The organism is Azospirillum agricola (assembly GCF_020005195.1).
Taxonomy (GTDB): Bacteria; Pseudomonadota; Alphaproteobacteria; order Azospirillales; family Azospirillaceae; genus Azospirillum; species Azospirillum agricola.
Genome location: NZ_JAIFZR010000005.1, coordinates 2,260,207 through 2,275,371 on the forward strand (window position 1 = coordinate 2,260,207; position 15,165 = coordinate 2,275,371).

The 15,165-nt window shown below is 66.6% G+C and carries 15 protein-coding genes; 6 read left to right on the plus strand and 9 right to left on the minus strand.

The genetic code is table 11. The features are described 5' to 3' along the window. Window positions 1-57: 57 nt before the first annotated feature. Both JN22_RS25755 and JN22_RS25760 read right to left on the minus strand, forming a co-directional pair. Window positions 58-273 (minus strand): hypothetical protein, encoded by a 216-nt coding sequence (locus JN22_RS25755; protein ID WP_085556600.1) that lies wholly within the window; start codon window positions 271-273, stop codon window positions 58-60. Between the two features lie 67 nt (window positions 274-340). Then, a complete protein-coding gene (locus JN22_RS25760) occupies window positions 341-925 on the minus strand; it encodes a GNAT family N-acetyltransferase (protein ID WP_085556601.1) in 585 nt (194 codons plus the stop codon). Window positions 926-1,317: 392 nt separating this feature from the next. On the opposite strand from JN22_RS25760, the gene JN22_RS25765 reads away from it, so the two are divergent. Further along, window positions 1,318-1,488, plus strand: coding sequence for a hypothetical protein (locus tag JN22_RS25765; RefSeq protein WP_179166164.1), 171 nt, complete (start codon window positions 1,318-1,320; stop codon window positions 1,486-1,488). A gap of 155 nt (window positions 1,489-1,643) precedes the next feature. Here JN22_RS25765 and JN22_RS25770 read toward each other — a convergent pair whose 3' ends face one another. The 4 genes from JN22_RS25770 to JN22_RS25785 form a co-directional block, all read right to left on the minus strand. Next, on the minus strand, window positions 1,644-2,990 hold the full coding sequence (locus JN22_RS25770) for a globin-coupled sensor protein (RefSeq protein WP_085556602.1): 1,347 nt from the start codon (window positions 2,988-2,990) through the stop codon (window positions 1,644-1,646). 385 nt (window positions 2,991-3,375) lie between these two features. Then, window positions 3,376-4,266 carry an RNA polymerase sigma factor RpoH gene (gene rpoH, locus JN22_RS25775; RefSeq protein WP_085556603.1) on the minus strand — a complete coding sequence of 297 codons (891 nt, stop codon included), beginning with the start codon at window positions 4,264-4,266 and terminating at the stop codon, window positions 3,376-3,378. Window positions 4,267-4,846: 580 nt separating this feature from the next. Beyond that, on the minus strand, window positions 4,847-5,254 hold the full coding sequence (locus JN22_RS25780; protein WP_085556604.1) for a MucR family transcriptional regulator: 408 nt from the start codon (window positions 5,252-5,254) through the stop codon (window positions 4,847-4,849). A 29-nt stretch (window positions 5,255-5,283) separates the two neighbouring features. After that, window positions 5,284-5,559: an HU family DNA-binding protein gene (locus JN22_RS25785; protein ID WP_085556605.1), complete on the minus strand. Its 276-nt coding sequence runs from the start codon at window positions 5,557-5,559 to the stop codon at window positions 5,284-5,286. Between the two features lie 428 nt (window positions 5,560-5,987). Here JN22_RS25785 and JN22_RS25790 point away from each other — a divergent pair, with 428 nt between their 5' ends. Continuing rightward, window positions 5,988-6,974, plus strand: a complete 987-nt coding sequence (locus JN22_RS25790; RefSeq protein WP_396021979.1) for a TerC family protein — start codon at window positions 5,988-5,990, stop codon at window positions 6,972-6,974. Window positions 6,975-7,047: 73 nt separating this feature from the next. Here the strand turns inward: JN22_RS25790 and hemB are convergent, their stop codons facing one another. The 3 genes from hemB to JN22_RS25805 form a co-directional block, all read right to left on the minus strand. Further along, entirely contained in the window at window positions 7,048-8,052 is a 1,005-nt protein-coding gene (gene hemB / locus JN22_RS25795) for a porphobilinogen synthase (RefSeq protein WP_085556607.1), read from the minus strand. 104 nt (window positions 8,053-8,156) lie between these two features. Further along, window positions 8,157-9,005: a metallophosphoesterase family protein gene (locus JN22_RS25800; RefSeq protein WP_085556608.1), complete on the minus strand. Its 849-nt coding sequence runs from the start codon at window positions 9,003-9,005 to the stop codon at window positions 8,157-8,159. 19 nt (window positions 9,006-9,024) lie between these two features. Further along, window positions 9,025-9,918, minus strand: a complete 894-nt coding sequence (locus tag JN22_RS25805; RefSeq protein WP_085556609.1) for a diacylglycerol/lipid kinase family protein — start codon at window positions 9,916-9,918, stop codon at window positions 9,025-9,027. Between the two features lie 306 nt (window positions 9,919-10,224). On the opposite strand from JN22_RS25805, the gene JN22_RS25810 reads away from it, so the two are divergent. The 4 genes from JN22_RS25810 to JN22_RS25825 all read left to right on the plus strand — a co-directional run bounded on the left by JN22_RS25810 (window position 10,225) and on the right by JN22_RS25825 (window position 14,973). Then, entirely contained in the window at window positions 10,225-11,286 is a 1,062-nt protein-coding gene (locus tag JN22_RS25810; RefSeq protein WP_085556610.1) for an enoyl-CoA hydratase/isomerase family protein, read from the plus strand. Between the two features lie 294 nt (window positions 11,287-11,580). Continuing rightward, entirely contained in the window at window positions 11,581-12,054 is a 474-nt protein-coding gene (locus JN22_RS25815; protein WP_085556611.1) for a MarR family winged helix-turn-helix transcriptional regulator, read from the plus strand. Window positions 12,055-12,294: 240 nt separating this feature from the next. Then, window positions 12,295-13,566 (plus strand): cation:proton antiporter, encoded by a 1,272-nt coding sequence (locus tag JN22_RS25820; RefSeq protein WP_143268431.1) that lies wholly within the window; start codon window positions 12,295-12,297, stop codon window positions 13,564-13,566. 174 nt (window positions 13,567-13,740) lie between these two features. Then, window positions 13,741-14,973: an ABC transporter substrate-binding protein gene (locus tag JN22_RS25825; protein WP_085556613.1), complete on the plus strand. Its 1,233-nt coding sequence runs from the start codon at window positions 13,741-13,743 to the stop codon at window positions 14,971-14,973. The last annotated feature ends 192 nt before the right edge of the window (window positions 14,974-15,165 follow it).

Genomic DNA, 15,165 nt, shown 5'->3' on the forward strand with positions numbered 1-15,165 from the left:
GGAAAAGGACCGGCTCCGATGGGGCCGGCCCTTTTTCTTTGAGGACGGGCGGGGCGGTCAGGCCCCGCCGATGCCCTTGATGTAGGTCTCGCCGGTCTTCGGGTCGATGGCCTCGCCGGTGCCGGGCGTGCCGGGAGCGGCCTCGTCACGGTCGCTCAGCGGTTCGTTCCGCGGCTGGACCGGGATCGGCTTGGCCGCCGGCCGGTCGGCGGCCGGACGGTCCTTTTGCGGGCGATCCGTTTGCGTGTGGTCGGGCGTGCGGTCGTCGGCCATCGTCGGGGCTTCCTCTTGGCTGCGGATGGTTGCGGTCGCTTCCTACAACAGGAGGCGGGCGCGATGATCACTCCGCCGCCAGGATCGCCACGGAGGCCTGGGCCGGTGCGACGCGCTTGTGCAGCAGCCACTGGTCGATGACGACGCGGACCAGCACGCCGTCGGGGGTGTGGTAGCTGAAATGGCCGCGCTCGGTTCCACAGCGCAGATAGCCGAGCCGGTCGTAGAAGGGCAGGACCCCGGCGTTGTCGCGGTCGACGCCCAACTCGGCGACACCGCCGCCGCGTTCCGCCACGACCTCTTCCGCCGCGCGCATCAGCCGGCTGCCCAGCCCCGCTCCGCGGAAGGGCTGGAACACCCGCAGCGCCCACAGGGTCGCGCGGCCGAGATGGCGCTTGCGCATGAAGTCCACGCAGATCTGGCCAGCCGGAAAGCCGTTCACCTCGGCCAGCAGCATCGCGCCGACGCCACGTTCCTGCATGCGGAAGGCGTTGCCGATGATCTCGCGGTGCGCGGTGTGCAGGCCGAACCATTCCAGCACCGGAAGGTCGTCGGCGCGTGCCGGGCGGATCGCCACTGTCAGGGACAGCGTGTCCGGGTCCGTGGTCGCCGATGCCGGCCGCATCCTGAAGCCCCACCCGCCATCCGCCATCGCTCGGCTCCTTCCTCTCCTGTGCGCCCTTTCGGCCCGTCCGGCAGCCTTCCGGCCTCGATCTTCCGCCGGGTCGACAGATGAACGGCTGCGAAAAGCCGGCGTTCCCGCCTCTGCCTCATGGACAGGACGGAAGAGGGAAGCGCTTGTCGCCGAATTTCAGAAAATATATCGAAAATACAATGAAACGTCCGGGGTGTGTGGAGAGTGATCAAGGTCTGGAAAGAATTTCATGCTCCATGAAGGGATTGAGGCAAGTTGAGTGGTGTTCGGCTGATTGACAACCGTCCGCATTGTTTGATACCCATAGAAAAGATGTTGGGAACTTCGTGGCGACAATGAAGTTAATCACAACATTATCTAAAATTTTATCTTCAGGGCGGAGGCGGAACATGATGAGAATCGTCAATCTGGGACGCACGGGGCTCTTCGTCGTGATGCGTGGCGGCGCGTTGGCCAATCTCGACGGCCGCAGCCATTGGGGATCGGCCGATGAGGCGCGCCGGGCGGCGCAAATGGCCAACCTGCCGGTCAGTGATTTCGTCGTGCGGACGATGCCTTGAGAATCCGTCCGGCGGGAATCCTTGCGACGCGTGCGGCGTCCGGGACAGGGCAGGGCACACGGTAAAGCGGAACAAACGATAAGGGGCGCGTCCACGCATTGGACGCGCCCCTTTCTCGTCAGCGGTGCCGCGACGGACGCGGCGCTTGGCGGAGGTCAGCCGGCGCGCACGCGGGCGAGGAAGCGGTCGACCTCGTTCCCCAGGGTCTGCGCCTGATGCGAGAGCTGGTTGGTCGCCTCCAGAACCCTGCGGGCCTCGCCCCCGGCGTCGTTGGCCGAGTTGTTGACGCGGACGATGGTCTCGCTGACCTCGCGGGTTCCGACCGATGCCTGCTGGACGTTGCGGGCGATCTCCGTGGTCGCGGCTCCCTGCTCCTCCATCGCCGTGGCGATCGAGGTCGAGATCTCGTTGATGCGGGAGATCGTGCCGGAGATGGAGCGGATCGCCCCGACCGCCTCCTGCGTGGCGCCCTGGACGGCACCGATCTGCGCGTTGATCTCCTCGGTGGCCTTGGCGGTCTGGTTGGCGAGGCTCTTCACCTCGCTGGCGACCACCGCGAAGCCCTTGCCGGCTTCGCCCGCCCGCGCTGCCTCGATCGTCGCGTTCAACGCCAGCAGGTTGGTCTGGGACGCGATGTCGTGGATCAGCTTCACCACCTGCCCGATCTTGCTGGCGGCGTCGGCCAGCCCCTGCACGGTGGCGTTGGTCCGCTCGGCCTCGGTCATGGCGGCGCTGGCGATGGCGGCCGATTGGGTGACCTGCTGGCTGATCTCGCCGATCGAGGCGGTCAGTTCCTCCGCCGCGGCGGCGACGGTCTGGATGTTGACGGACGCCTCCTCGGCGGCGGCGGCGACCTGGGTCGACTGCTCGCTGGTCTGGGCGGCCGTGCGGTTCATGCTCTGCGCGGTGGTCTGCAACTGCCCGGCGGCGGCGGCCACCCCCTGGACGACGCTCTTCACCTCGCGCTCGAAGCTGTCGGCGGTCGAGCCGAGTTCGCGGGTGATGATCGCCGCCGTGTTCAGGTCGATGTAGACCGAGGTCGCCAGATCCATGTCGAGGAAGACGGCCTTGTTGATGGCCTGGAGCAGGGCCGCCAGCTTCTCCGGCTTCTTGCGGTGGAGCTGGGCGGCCTGGTCGATCAGCCGGTTCAGCATGTAGCAGTAGGCGCCGGTGTACCAGCGCGGCTCCAGCCCGATGCGCTGGTGGGTCTGGCCGATCTTCAGGACCTGGCTGACGTAGGAATCGTCGAAGGTTCCGGTGAAGACGTTGCGCAGCCAATGCTGCTTTTGCAGGTCGCGGGCGCGGCCGACGGTGGCCGGGTTGGCCAGGAGCTGGGAGATCTGCGGGACCGCGCGCAGGTATGAATAGAAGTCATCCAGGATTTGGTCGATCCGCTGCGCCAGGTAGGGTTGGAACTCGCGAAGCGCGGCTTTCGTGGAGTCATCGATCCGCAGGAAAGCGATGCGATCTGCGATTGACTGGGTCTGGGCAGGATTCGACATGGAGTGATCTCCGGATAGCGTTATGAGCAGTATACAAAGAGTTTGTTAAAATTTTGGGAGCTTAAGGCGGGCCGGTCATCATGCGTATCTTAACGTATCTTTAAAGACGTCACTTTGTCGCACTTCAAGATTTTGAAGAGGCCGAATTCCGCTTCCGAAGGGGGCGGCGGGTTTTTGCGAGCCTCTGAAACGGAATCGAGGGGATGAGGACAGAAAGAAACCGGCGGAGCCAGGGCGCCGCCGGTTGGAAGTTCGACAGGTCTGGAGGCTAGAAGCGGGCGAACGGCCCGCGGCGCCGTGCGCGGGCGGCTCTCGTCGAGCCGGCCGGCACGCCCACAAGGCCGCTGCCAAGGCGGCGGCCCTGTGGGAAAACTGTGTCAAGCGGTCAGGCGACCATCGGCGTGGCCGGACGGCGCAGGGCCTGCGCGGCGCTCAGCACCGCCTTCTGAAGCTTCTCGAAGGCGCGGACCTCGATCTGCCGCACCCGCTCGCGCGAGACGGAGAATTGCTGGCTCAGCGCTTCCAGCGTCGAGGGGTCGTCCTTCAGGCGGCGCTCGAACAGGATGCGGCGTTCACGCGGGTCGAGCCGGTCGAGCGCCTGGCCGACCAGACGGCGGCGGAGCGCCAGCTCGTCGGCGTCGGCCAGCATGACGTCCTGCGTCGGGCGGTCGTCGGCCAGCAACTCCAGCCAGTTGGTTTCGCCGTCGCTCGACAGGGTGGCGTCGAGCGAGCTGTCGTTGGCGGCCAGCCGGCGGTTCATCTCGATGACCTCGGTTTCCGGCACGTCCAGCTCGGTGGCGATGGTGGCGACGGTCTCGGGCGACAGGTCGCCCTGCTCCAGCTCGGCCATCTGGCTCTTCAGGCGGCGCAGGTTGAAGAACAGCTTCTTCTGCGCGGCGGTCGTGCCCATCTTCACCAGCGACCAGCTGTGCAGGATGTATTCCTGGATCGCCGCGCGGATCCACCAGGTGGCGTAGGTGGCGAAGCGGAAGCCGCGCTGCGGATCGAATTTCTGGGCGGCCTGCATCAGGCCGACATTGCCTTCCGCCACCAGATCGACGAGCGACAGGCCGTAGCCGCCGAAGCCGCGGGCGATCTTGATGACGAGGCGGAGGTGGCTGCCGACGAGCTGCTCCAGGGCGTGCGGGTTGCCGCGCTCGCGCCAGGCTATGGCAAGCTCACGCTCGTCGTCCGGAGCCAGGATTGGGAACCGCTTGGATTCTTCGACGTAGCGGGTCAGGCTGGCGCTTTCGCCGGTCAGAAGTTTCTTCAGCACGCTAATGCCTCCTCTCCAACGCTCCACGGTCGGCCGTGACGCGGTGTTCCATTGGCGAATGCAAGACCAGCATCCACCACGTCGGCTTTTTGCTTTGTCGGGGTTTGTATTCGCCGCGCTTCTTCAGGAACAACGTCCGTCAGACACTGTTAATGTGAATGGGCGTTCCTGTTGGATCAAGCCCTTAAAGGGAAGATGCCGGGTGTTTTTCGGCGTATACCCACGCTCTTCTGCCACGGGGGCAGGCGCTCCGGCGGATCGGACCTTGCTATGACCCTGTCCATTTGGCCGATGGCCGTTCGGACAGGTGCGCGCTCTTTCCGCCGCAGGATCGGCGGTGCCCCGGTGGAATGCCGGACGACCCCTGTCGGCCTTATGACCATGGTCGTCTATGCATCGGACCGGCGGAAGGGAGGAGGGCCGGGCGGGGCGTAGGAACCCTAGATGGGAAGGCTGCGGCAGAGCACCACCCGCACCTTCGGCCTATGCCGTCATTTCTTCGATCCGGACATTCGGGCAGGAAAAAAGGCGCATCCCGGCGGGATGCGCCTTTCCGAGGCGGCGGGAGCGCGGGCGGAGGTTACTCCGCGGAGCGCTTGCGGCCGAGACCGAGCTTGGTCGCCATTTCCGAGCGCGCCTTGGCGTAGTTCGGGGCGACCATCGGGTATTCGGCCGGCAGGCCCCACTTGGCGCGGTATTCGTCGGGCGACAGGTCGTAGACCGTCTTCAGATGCCGCTTCAGCATCTTCAGCTTCTTCCCGTCCTCCAGGCAGACGATGTATTCCGGCGTGACCGATTTCTTGATCGACACGGCGGGAATCAGCTCCGACTTGGCGGGAGCCGGCTTGTCCTCACCCAGGTTGCGGAAGGCCGCCTGCACGTTGTGGATCAGCGACGGCAGTTCATGGACCGACACCGTGTTGTTGCCGACATAGGCGGCGACGACCTTTGCGGTCAGCGATTGCAGATCGGCGGACTCGATGGTCATGGCGGCATTCCCTTCCGGCGCGGGGGCGATCAGCCGTTCACCGAATCGCGCAGTTGCTTGGCCGGCTTGAATTTCGGGGCCTTCGACGCGGCGATGGCGACCACCTCGCCGGTGCGCGGGTTGCGGCCCTCGCGGGCGGCGCGCTCGGCGACCTCGAAGATGCCGAAGCCGGCGAGACGGACGTCTTCGCCACGGCCCAAAGCGGAGGAGATGCCCTCGAACACCGCCTGAACGACCTTGGCCGCGTCGGCCTTCTTGATGCCGGCGTTGGTGGCGACGGTTTCGATCAGTTCGGCCTGGTTCATGCAACACTCCATTGGGTTTGGTTTGGTTTCGGTTTTTCGGAGTTATTGGCAGAACGTCTCCATCTGCACAAGAGGCAACACAGAAAAGGCAACTGTTGGTGTTTTTCTTTGACACCGTTCGTGTCCGATCTGTGGCTGGGATGCACCAAGCCATTGGCCGCGGACGGGGGGCGGAAGGCGGGGGCGGTCGTGGCGCCGGCGCCGCCCGGCCGGATGACGGCGACTCGCGGGGGTGGCGAAAGGCTTGAAATCGGTGCTCTTGACGCGGCGGCGGGCCTCACCACGTAACCAGACGTTCGGGTCCGGGCCCCTCTGGCGACCGAGGCGTCGGTCGTGATGTCGGAACCGCTTGATTTTCCCGCTGACGCAGCGCCATCAAGTGGATCGTTTCGATGGACAGCTTATACGCGTCCTTTCTTTTTGAAGTCATGGGGAAACCGCTTTGGGTCTGGCTGGCCTTCATTGGCATCGTCACCACGCTGCTGGCGTTCGATCTGGGTGTCCTCAACCGCCGCGACCATGAGATCGGCATCGCGGAAAGCCTGAAGCTCTCGGCTTTCTACATCACCGTCGCCCTGCTGTTCGGCGGCTGGATCTGGTGGTCGATGGGCCAGGAATCGGCCATCCTCTACTACACCGGCTTCTTCATCGAGAAGAGCCTGTCGCTCGACAACGTCTTCGTCATATCGCTGATCTTCGGCTTCTTCGCCGTGCCCCGCGCGGTGCAGCACCGCGTGCTGTTCTGGGGCATCCTCGGCGTGATCCTGCTGCGCGGCCTGATGATCGGCGCCGGCGCGGCGCTGGTGTCGGAATTCCACTGGGTCCTCTACATCTTCGGCGGCTTCCTGCTGCTGACCGGCGTGAAGATGCTGTTCGCGTCGGATTCCGAGCCGGACATCGCGCACAACCCGGTGCTGGGCTTCCTGAAGCGCCATCTCCGCGTCACCGACCGCTTCCACGGGCATCATTTCTTCGTGAAGCTGCCGGAAGGGCCGGGTGGCGCCCTGCGCTGGGCGGCGACGCCGCTTCTGCTGGCGCTCATCATGGTCGAGCTGGCCGATCTGGTCTTCGCGGTCGACAGCGTGCCGGCGATCTTCGCCATCACCACCGACCCGTATCTGGTCTACACCAGCAACATCTTCGCCGTGCTGGGCCTGCGCGCCCTGTATTTCGCGCTGGCGGCGATGGTCCACCGCTTCCGTTACCTGAAATACGCGCTGGCGCTGGTGCTGGTGTTCATCGGTTCGAAGATCTTCTACACGCAGTTCTTCGGCAAGATGGATCCGCTGATCTCGCTGGGCGTGACGCTGGGCCTGATCGCCGGCGGCGTCGTGGTCTCGCTGGTCAAGACCCGCCAGGAGGAGCGGGCGGCGCTCGACTCCGGGCAGCGTGACGCCGGCATGAAAACCGGTTGAGCATAGGAAAAGGGCCGGGATATCCCCGGCCCTTTTCCGTCATGCGCTCAAAAGCCGGCGTTCGCAGGCGGGTTCAGCCCTGCCGCAGCAGCTTCGCCGCGTCCACCGCGCCATAGGTCAGGATCGCGTCGCAGCCGGCGCGCTTGAAGCCGGTCAGCGTCTCGATCAGCGCCTTGTCGTAATCGAGCCAGCCATGCCCCGCCGCCGCGCGCAGCATCGCGTACTCGCCCGACACATGATAGGCGAAGGTCGGCACCGCGAAGCTGTCCTTCACCCGGCGGATGATGTCGAGATAGGGCAGGCCGGGCTTGACCATGATCATGTCGGCGCCCTCCTGGAGATCCTGCGCCACCTCGCGCAGGGCCTCGTCGCTGTTCGCCGGGTTCATCTGGTAGGTCTTCTTGTCGCCCTTCAGGAAGCCGCCGGAATTCACCGCGTCGCGGAAGGGGCCGTAGAAGGCCGAGGCGTATTTCGCCGCGTAGGAGCAGACCCGCACCAGCTGGTGCCCCTCGGCGTCGAGCCGGTCGCGGATGGCGCCGATTCGCCCGTCCATCATGTCGGACGGCGCGACGATGTCGGCCCCGGCCTCGGCCTGGGACAGGGCCTGGCGAACCAGCACCTCCACCGATTCGTCGTTCAGGATGCGGCCGTCGCGCAGGATGCCGTCGTGGCCGTGGCTGGTGTAGGGGTCGAGCGCCACGTCGCACAGCACGCCGACGTCGGGCGCGGCCGCCTTCAACGCGCGGATGGCGCGGTTCATCAGGTTGTCGGGGCGGTAGGATTCGGCCCCGTCCTCCGACTTGCCCTCGGCGCCGACCACCGGGAACAGCGCGACGCAGGGAACGCCGAGGTCGCCGGCCCCGGCCACCGCCTCGCACAGAAGGTCGATGGTCAGCCGCTCCACCCCCGGCATCGAGGCGACCGGCTGGCGCTGGTTCTCCCCCTCGATGACGAAGACCGGCCAGATCAGGTCGTCGACCGTCAACCTGTTCTCGGCGACGAGGCGCCGGGTCCAGGAATCGGCGCGGTTGCGGCGCAGGCGCGTGCGCGGAAAGGAGGAGGGCAGGGAGATCGGCATCGCAAAACCAGGCATCGTGCAGAAAGTTGCGCGATCCTACGCCTTCCGTTGCCGATAACTCAAGCCGGCGGGCCACCATGCCACAGGGAACTTACCGGGCGGGGTCACGCCGCGCTGCCGACCGGGCGGAATCCGCTGTCCTGCGCCTGCAACTCCCAGCGCTGTCCCCGCTTGATCCAGGTGGAGACGAGGCCGGCGGTGAAGGCCGCGCCCTCCCACGAGCGGACCTCGAAGGTGACCTGGGGCGGGGCGATGGCGATCAGGTTGTAGGCGTTGGCCTCGTTGCGCAGCCGCGTCGAGGTCGCGGTGGAGGCCTGGGCGACCAGGATCGAGCGGGCGACCTGGGTGTGGTGGCTCATGATGTCGCCGGAATAGGCCTTGTGAAGATGACCGGCCAGCATCAGGTCGACGCCGCAGCTCTCCAGCGCCGGCAGCGCCAGCTTGTGGCGGCCGACCAGCCGGGTGTCGGGCGAATCCGGCGGGGGCAGGAAGGGGTGGTGGGTGAACAGCACCTTGAACACGGTTTCGGGCAGCTCGCAGAACACCTCGCGCACCCGCTGGATCTGCGCCTTGTTCATGCGGCCTTCGGAGAAGTCCAGGATGACCGGGCGGGCGGTGTTGATGCCCAGCACGGCAATCTCGGAATCGACGTGGATCGGGCTGAGATCGGCCGAGATGTAGCGGCGGTAATGGCCGAACGGGTCGGTGAAACGGCGGAAGACGTTGTAGACCGGGATGTCGTGGTTGCCCGGCACCACCAGATAGGGAGCGGTCAATTCGCGCAGGAAGGCGCGCGCCGCCTCGAAATGGCGGGGCTTGGCCCGCTGCACGAGGTCGCCGGAGATGACGATCAGGTCGGGGCGCTGCGCCGCCAGATCGGCCAGCAGCCCATCGACGACCTTGTGGTCGATCCGTCCGAAATGCAGGTCCGAGATGTGCGCCAGCCTCTTCACCCGAACCTCTCGCGTTGCGTCAGCGTGGGGCCAGCACCTTCAGCGCCTCCGGACGAATCCGGTAGTGCAGCGGCCCGGCCATCTTCCGCACCTCGCCATCGTTGACCATCTTCAGCGTCCGCCGCCGGCTGTGGACCGTCAGGCTCGTCACGGTGAACGTATCCAACGCCTCATCCTGCCTCCAGGTTCCCGTGACCAGACGCCCCATCAGCCGCAGCATCGCCAGCGCGCTGCGCTGGTGCGCCACATAGACGCCCAGCCGGCCACCGTCGAGCGAGGCCCGCCGCAGCACGAGGCCGAAGCCGTCGTCGTAGGGGTTGTTGGACACCGCCAGCACCGGCGTGCGGACCCGGCGCGGCCCGTCGCCCCAGTCGAGCCGGACGTCGAGCATCGGCAGCCGGTAGAGCGTCTTGGCCAGCGCCACGGCGGCGCCCGGCCATTTCAGCAGCCGGTGCAGCTTGCGATGCCGCTCGCGCTCCTGCACCACGGCCGGGTAGAAGCCGAGCACCGAGCTGTTGAGATAAGGCTCCCCGTTCACCTCGGCGACGTCGATCGCCCGCATGCTCCCGGCGGCCAGCGCCTGGGCCGCAGCCTCGATCTCCAGCGGGATGGCGAGGTCGCGGGCCAGCAGGTTGAGGGTGCCCAGCGGCAGCACGCCCAGGGCCTTGCCGGTCGGCAGCGCCAGCCGCACCGCGGTGTGGACGGTGCCGTCGCCGCCGCCGACCACCACGCAGTCGGCGTCGGACGCCAGCGCGCGCTCGATCTCCCCGGTGCAGGCGGCGCCCTCGACGGTGCGCAGATCGACCTCGGCGCCCTGGGCTTCGAAGGCGGCGCGCACGGCGGAGACCGGGCCTTCGAGCGGACGGTCGACCAGCGATCCGGCCGACTGGTTCAGTATGACGGCAACCTTCATGACGCTGGCTCGGCCTTCCCCGGTCGTTGTCCCTCACAGATGAGGGCGCGGTCGCAACGGGCCAAGCCCCCGCTTGGTTCCCGGCCGCCGTCGCGTCGATCGTTCCGGTCAGCGGGACGGCTGGCGGGACGGCTGGCGGGATGGCCGGTCCCTTTCAATCCGCTGGCGTATGGCTGGTTTGACAGATCCGCCGCCGCACGTATCATCGGGGCCGTCCGGTTTTTTGACCGAGAGACAGCCGGACGCGGGTTGCCCCGCTATCGCGACCGCCCGATTCGACAACGATAACCGAGAAAAACCAAGACGATGAGCGACGCTGCTGAGATTCTGTTCGAACGCCGGGGCGCCATCGGCCTCGTCACGCTTAACCGGCCGAAGGCGCTGAACGCCCTGACGCTCAACATGGTCCGCCTGTTCATTCCGCAGCTCCGGGCCTGGGACGCCGATCCCGAGGTCAAGGCCGTCGTCATCCAGGGCGCCGGCGAGAAGGCCTTCTGCGCCGGTGGCGACGTGGTCGGGCTCTACGAGGCCGGCAAGGCGGCGCGCGAGGGCAACGGCGACGGGTCCATCGTTCGCGCCTTCTTCAGCGAGGAGTACATCCTCAACCGCCTGATCAAGCGCCTGTCCAAACCCTACGTCGCGCTGATCGACGGCATCTCGATGGGCGGCGGCGTCGGGCTGTCGGAACACGGCACCCACCGCATCGTCACCGAGCGCACGCTGTTCGCCATGCCGGAGACCGGGATCGGCCTCTACCCCGACGTCGGCGGCACCTATTTCCTGCCGCGCCTGCCGGGACAGACCGGGGTGTGGCTCGGCCTGACCGGCGACCGGCTGAAGGCGGCCGACATGCTGGCGATCGGCGCCGCCGACGCCTTCGTGCCGAGCGCCGGGATCGAGGCGCTGGTCGCCGACCTCGCCGCCGGCACCCCGCCGGACGAGGCGGTCGCCAAGGCCAAGGGTTCGGCCGGCGAGGCCGGCGTTCCCGCCAACCGGGCGGCCATCGACCGTTGCTACGGCTTCGACACGGTGGAGGCCATCGTCAAGGCGCTGGAGGCCGAGGGCACCGACTGGGCGGCCGCCCAGCTCGCCACGCTGAGGCGCGTGTCGCCGACCAGCCTGAAGGTCACGCTGACCGCGCTGCGGCGCGGCGCCAAGCTCGACTTCGACGCCTGCATGGTGCAAGAACTGCGCCTCAGCCTCGCCTTCCTGGCCGGCGACGATTTCTACGAGGGAATCCGCGCGGCGCTGGTCGACAAGGACAAGAACCCGAAATGGAAGCCGGCCGATCTGGCCGGGGTCGGCCCGTCCGACGTCGAGCGCCATTTCGCGGAGCCGGCCGGCGGCGATCTCGTCTTCGCCGATTGAGGATGACGGCCGGAGGGGAGACCCTCCGGCTTTCGCCGGGCTCGGTCCGGCCAATTCTTGAGAAGGGCGGTCGGGCATTGATGGTGCCGCCGTACCGCGGCCGAGTGGCTGCTCTCGGTTTGATCGAATGTCCTATTTGAACGGCAAATCAACAGGACGCCGCCCTTTCCATTGCGCCTCGTCTTTTCCGGAATTATTAAGATGATTGCCGACGAATGATCGGTTAATCTCGTCTTAAGGTCCCGGTAACGTCCTTGCGCGGGGACGGTCCGGTGAGAGCCAAAGGAGACCGCGGTGCGCAAACCCTATTATGAAAGCATCCTGTTGATCGAGCGGCTTCACCGCCATTTCCTCGAAGTGCTCAAGACCGAGCTGGACCGGCTGGGGATCCAGGACATCAACAACGTCCAGAGCCTCATCCTCTACAACATCGGCGAAGACGAGATGACGGTCGGCGAACTGACCGCGCGCGGCTATTATCTGGGCTCCAACGTCTCCTACAACGTCAAGAAGATGGTCGAGAACGGCTATCTCGGGCAGGAGCGTTCGCCGCACGACCGCCGGTCGGTGCGCGTCCGCCTGTCGGAGAAGGGCCTCGACCTGCGCGAGAAGATCAGCCTGATGTTCGAGCGTCATCTGACCGCCCTGGAGAAGGCCGGCTTCAGCGACGAGGAGCTGACCAAGGCGAACGAGACCCTGCGCAAGCTGGAGCGTTTCTGGTCCGCCTCGCTCGATTACAGCGGCTTTCCGATGACCTCGGCGGCCTGACCGCCGGCTGTTCCCGGCCGCGTTTGGCTCGCGCGGCCGCCTTCTGCGACGTTTCCCGATCCCGGTTGGGGAACGTCCCCTTATCAGAGCCGATTCGCGGCGGTAGAAGATCGCCGCCTTTCCCCGACATCCCCTCATCCGTCGCGCCGGCGTTTCGGTCTGTCCGGGCCGAACAGCCTCCAGCCTTGTTGAGGTTGGATTCGGCCGCGCGGTTCGCGGCCGCCACGGATCGGGCGGTGGATGTCCTACGTCGTCATGCTGGTCGGGTTTGGCCTTCTGGTGCTGCTGGTGGCGTGGCTGCCGATGGTGCTGAAGGAACTGCCGCTGTCGCTGCCCATCATCTGCGTCGGGCTCGGCTATGGCGCCTTCACCCTGTCGGGGCTGGACGCGCCGGATCCGATGAGCTTTCCGAAGGCCACGGAGCGGTTGACCGAACTGCTGGTCATCGTCGCGCTGATGGGGGCCGGGCTGAAGCTCGACCGGCCGCCGGGCTGGCGGTCCTGGTCGATCACCTGGCGGCTGCTCGGCGTCACCATGCCGCTGTCCATTCTCGGCATCGGCCTGATCGGCTGGTGCGGACTCGGGCTGCCGCCGGCGGCGGCGATCCTGCTGGGAGCGGCGCTGGCGCCGACCGATCCGGTGCTCGCCTCCGACATCCAGGTCGGGCCGCCGCAATCGGGCGAGGAGGACGAGATCCGCTTCAGCCTGACGTCGGAAGCCGGGCTGAACGACGGGCTGGCCTTCCCCTTCGTCCATCTCGCCGTGGCCGTCGTCCTGGACGAGGGGAGCGGCGCCGGGTGGCTGCTGCATTGGTTCGCGCTGGACGTTCTGTGGAAGCTCGCCGCCGGAATCGGGATGGGGTGGGTGATCGGCAAGCTCCTGGCGCTGGCGACCTTCCGCGTGCCGAACCGGGCCAAGCTGTCGCGGACCGGCGACGGCTTCGTCTCGCTGGGAATCACGCTGATCGCCTACGGCTCCACCGAACTGGTGGGCGGCTACGGATTCGTCGCCGTCTTCGTCAGCGCCGTGGCGTTGCGCGATGCCGAGCGGTCCCACCGCTACCATGAGACGCTGCATGATTTCATCGAGCAAACCGAGCGCCTGCTGATGATGGTCGTGCTGGTGCTGTTCGGCGGCACGCTGGCCGATGGCCTGCTCCATCCGCTGCCAGGGGGGGGCGTGCTGGCGGTCCTGGTCATCCTGTTCGTCCTGCGGCCCCTGACGGGCTGGCTCGGCCTGTGGGGAGCCGCGATGTCCACGGGCGAGAAGCTCGCCATCGGCTTCTTCGGGATCCGCGGCATGGGCAGCATCTATTACATCGCCTTTGCCCTGAACGCCGCCGACTTCGGCGTTCAGGGCAAGCTGTGGGCGCTGACCGGTCTCACCGTGCTTCTCTCGATTCTCGTCCATGGCACCACGGTGACGCCGGTGATGCGGCGCATGGACAACCGGCGGCGGCGCGGCTCCGGCGGTTCGGCAGCGCCGGATGGAGAAAGCGCGCGCGTCGCCTGACCATTCCCGAAATCTGTTTCATATGCTGAAAATCAGCTTCGCCTCCAAGATGATGCGCCTGCATAGTGTTGTCGGCGAGGACATGGCCGGACCGTTCCGTCACCGTCGCCGACCGCCCAGGTGCCATATCCCGAGAGCCACATCCAAGAATCGCTGAGGGGGAGGAATTCACGCATGAACGCACGTCTTCTGGCCGGTGCCGCGCTGGCCGCCTTGACCGTGGGAAGCATCGCTTCCGGCCCCGCCTCGGCGCAGGGCAAGCTGTCGGGCGACACCGTCAAGATCGGTGTGCTGAACGACCGCTCCGGCCTCTACGCCGATCTCGGCGGCGAGGGATCGGCGATCGCCGCCCGCATGGCGGCCGAGGAGTTCGGCAACAAGATTCTCGGCAAGCCGATCCAGATCGTCACCGCCGACCACCAGAACAAGCCGGACATCGGCTCCAACCTCGCCCGCCAATGGATCGACCAGGACGGCGTCGACGTCATCGTCGACGTGCCGAACTCCGGCGTCGCGCTGGCGGTGCAGGAGGTGACGCGCGAGAAGAAGACCGTCTTCCTGATGGAAGGGCCGGCGACCTCGCGGCTGACCGGCGACGCCTGCTCGCCCACCGGCTTCCACTGGGCCTACGACACCCACGCGCTGGCCGTCGGCACCGGCCGCGCCATGGTGCAGGAGGGCGGCAAGAGCTGGTATTTCCTGACCGCCGATTACGCCTTCGGCCATCAACTGGAGGCCGACACCTCGGCCGAGGTGAAGAAGGCCGGCGGGCAGGTGATGGGGGCGGTCCGCACCCCGCTGAACACCGCCGACTTCTCCTCCTTCCTGCTCCAGGCCCAGTCGTCGGGCGCGCAGGTCGTCGGGCTCGCCAACGCCGGTGGCGACACCATCACCTCGATCAAGCAGGCGGCCGAATTCGGCCTGACCCAGAGCGGCAAGCAGAGGCTGGCCGGGCTGCTGATCTTCCTCTCCGATGTCCACGCGCTGGGGCTCCAGGTGGCGCAGGACCTGGTGCTGACCACCGGCTTCTATTGGGACATGGACGACGAGAAGCGCGCCTGGTCCAAGAAGTTCGCCGAGAAGTTCGGCGGCCGGATGCCGACCATGGTGCAGGCCGGCAGCTATTCCGCCGTCCGCCATTACCTGAAGGCGGTGGAGGCCGCCGGCACCGACGACGGCCCGACCGTCGCGGCCAAGATGAAGGAGATGCCGGTCAACGACATGTTCGCCAAGAACGGCAAGATCCTGGCCAACGGCCGCATGGTCCACGACATGTATCTGGCCCGCGTCAAGAAGCCGTCCGAATCGAAGGGGCCGTGGGACTATTACCAGATCCTGCGCACCATCCCCGGCGAGGAGGCGTTCGCCACGCTGGCGGAGAGCGGCTGCAAGATCGCGGCGAAGTGACCTGACGCGACGTCCGCCCCGCTCGGGAAATCGGGGGTGGACATTCCTGGCAAGCTTCGCCGGGTGTGCCGGCAAGGTGGGCCGGCAAAGAGCATCGTCGAGCGGAAGCGTCGCTGCATTGCGGCAGCAGTACTGTCGCAATGCAGCGGAAGGCTAATAAGTGAAGGGCTTCAAGGGATTGAAGAATCCTAT

What these genes read in the sequence shown, in the direction of transcription:
- JN22_RS25755 (WP_085556600.1), bottom strand. Translation starts at nt 273, where the DNA reads ATGGCCGACGACCGCACGCCCGACCACACGCAAACGGATCGCCCGCAA.
- JN22_RS25760 (WP_085556601.1), bottom strand. Translation starts at nt 925, where the DNA reads ATGGCGGATGGCGGGTGGGGCTTCAGGATGCGGCCGGCATCGGCGACC.
- JN22_RS25765 (WP_179166164.1), top strand. Translation starts at nt 1,318, where the DNA reads ATGATGAGAATCGTCAATCTGGGACGCACGGGGCTCTTCGTCGTGATG.
- JN22_RS25770 (WP_085556602.1), bottom strand. Translation starts at nt 2,990, where the DNA reads ATGTCGAATCCTGCCCAGACCCAGTCAATCGCAGATCGCATCGCTTTC.
- JN22_RS25780 (WP_085556604.1), bottom strand. Translation starts at nt 5,254, where the DNA reads ATGACCATCGAGTCCGCCGATCTGCAATCGCTGACCGCAAAGGTCGTC.
- JN22_RS25785 (WP_085556605.1), bottom strand. Translation starts at nt 5,559, where the DNA reads ATGAACCAGGCCGAACTGATCGAAACCGTCGCCACCAACGCCGGCATC.
- JN22_RS25790 (WP_396021979.1), top strand. Translation starts at nt 5,988, where the DNA reads ATGGGGAAACCGCTTTGGGTCTGGCTGGCCTTCATTGGCATCGTCACC.
- hemB (WP_085556607.1), bottom strand. Translation starts at nt 8,052, where the DNA reads ATGCCGATCTCCCTGCCCTCCTCCTTTCCGCGCACGCGCCTGCGCCGC.
- JN22_RS25805 (WP_085556609.1), bottom strand. Translation starts at nt 9,918, where the DNA reads ATGAAGGTTGCCGTCATACTGAACCAGTCGGCCGGATCGCTGGTCGAC.
- JN22_RS25810 (WP_085556610.1), top strand. Translation starts at nt 10,225, where the DNA reads ATGAGCGACGCTGCTGAGATTCTGTTCGAACGCCGGGGCGCCATCGGC.
- JN22_RS25820 (WP_143268431.1), top strand. Translation starts at nt 12,295, where the DNA reads ATGTCCTACGTCGTCATGCTGGTCGGGTTTGGCCTTCTGGTGCTGCTG.
- JN22_RS25825 (WP_085556613.1), top strand. Translation starts at nt 13,741, where the DNA reads ATGAACGCACGTCTTCTGGCCGGTGCCGCGCTGGCCGCCTTGACCGTG.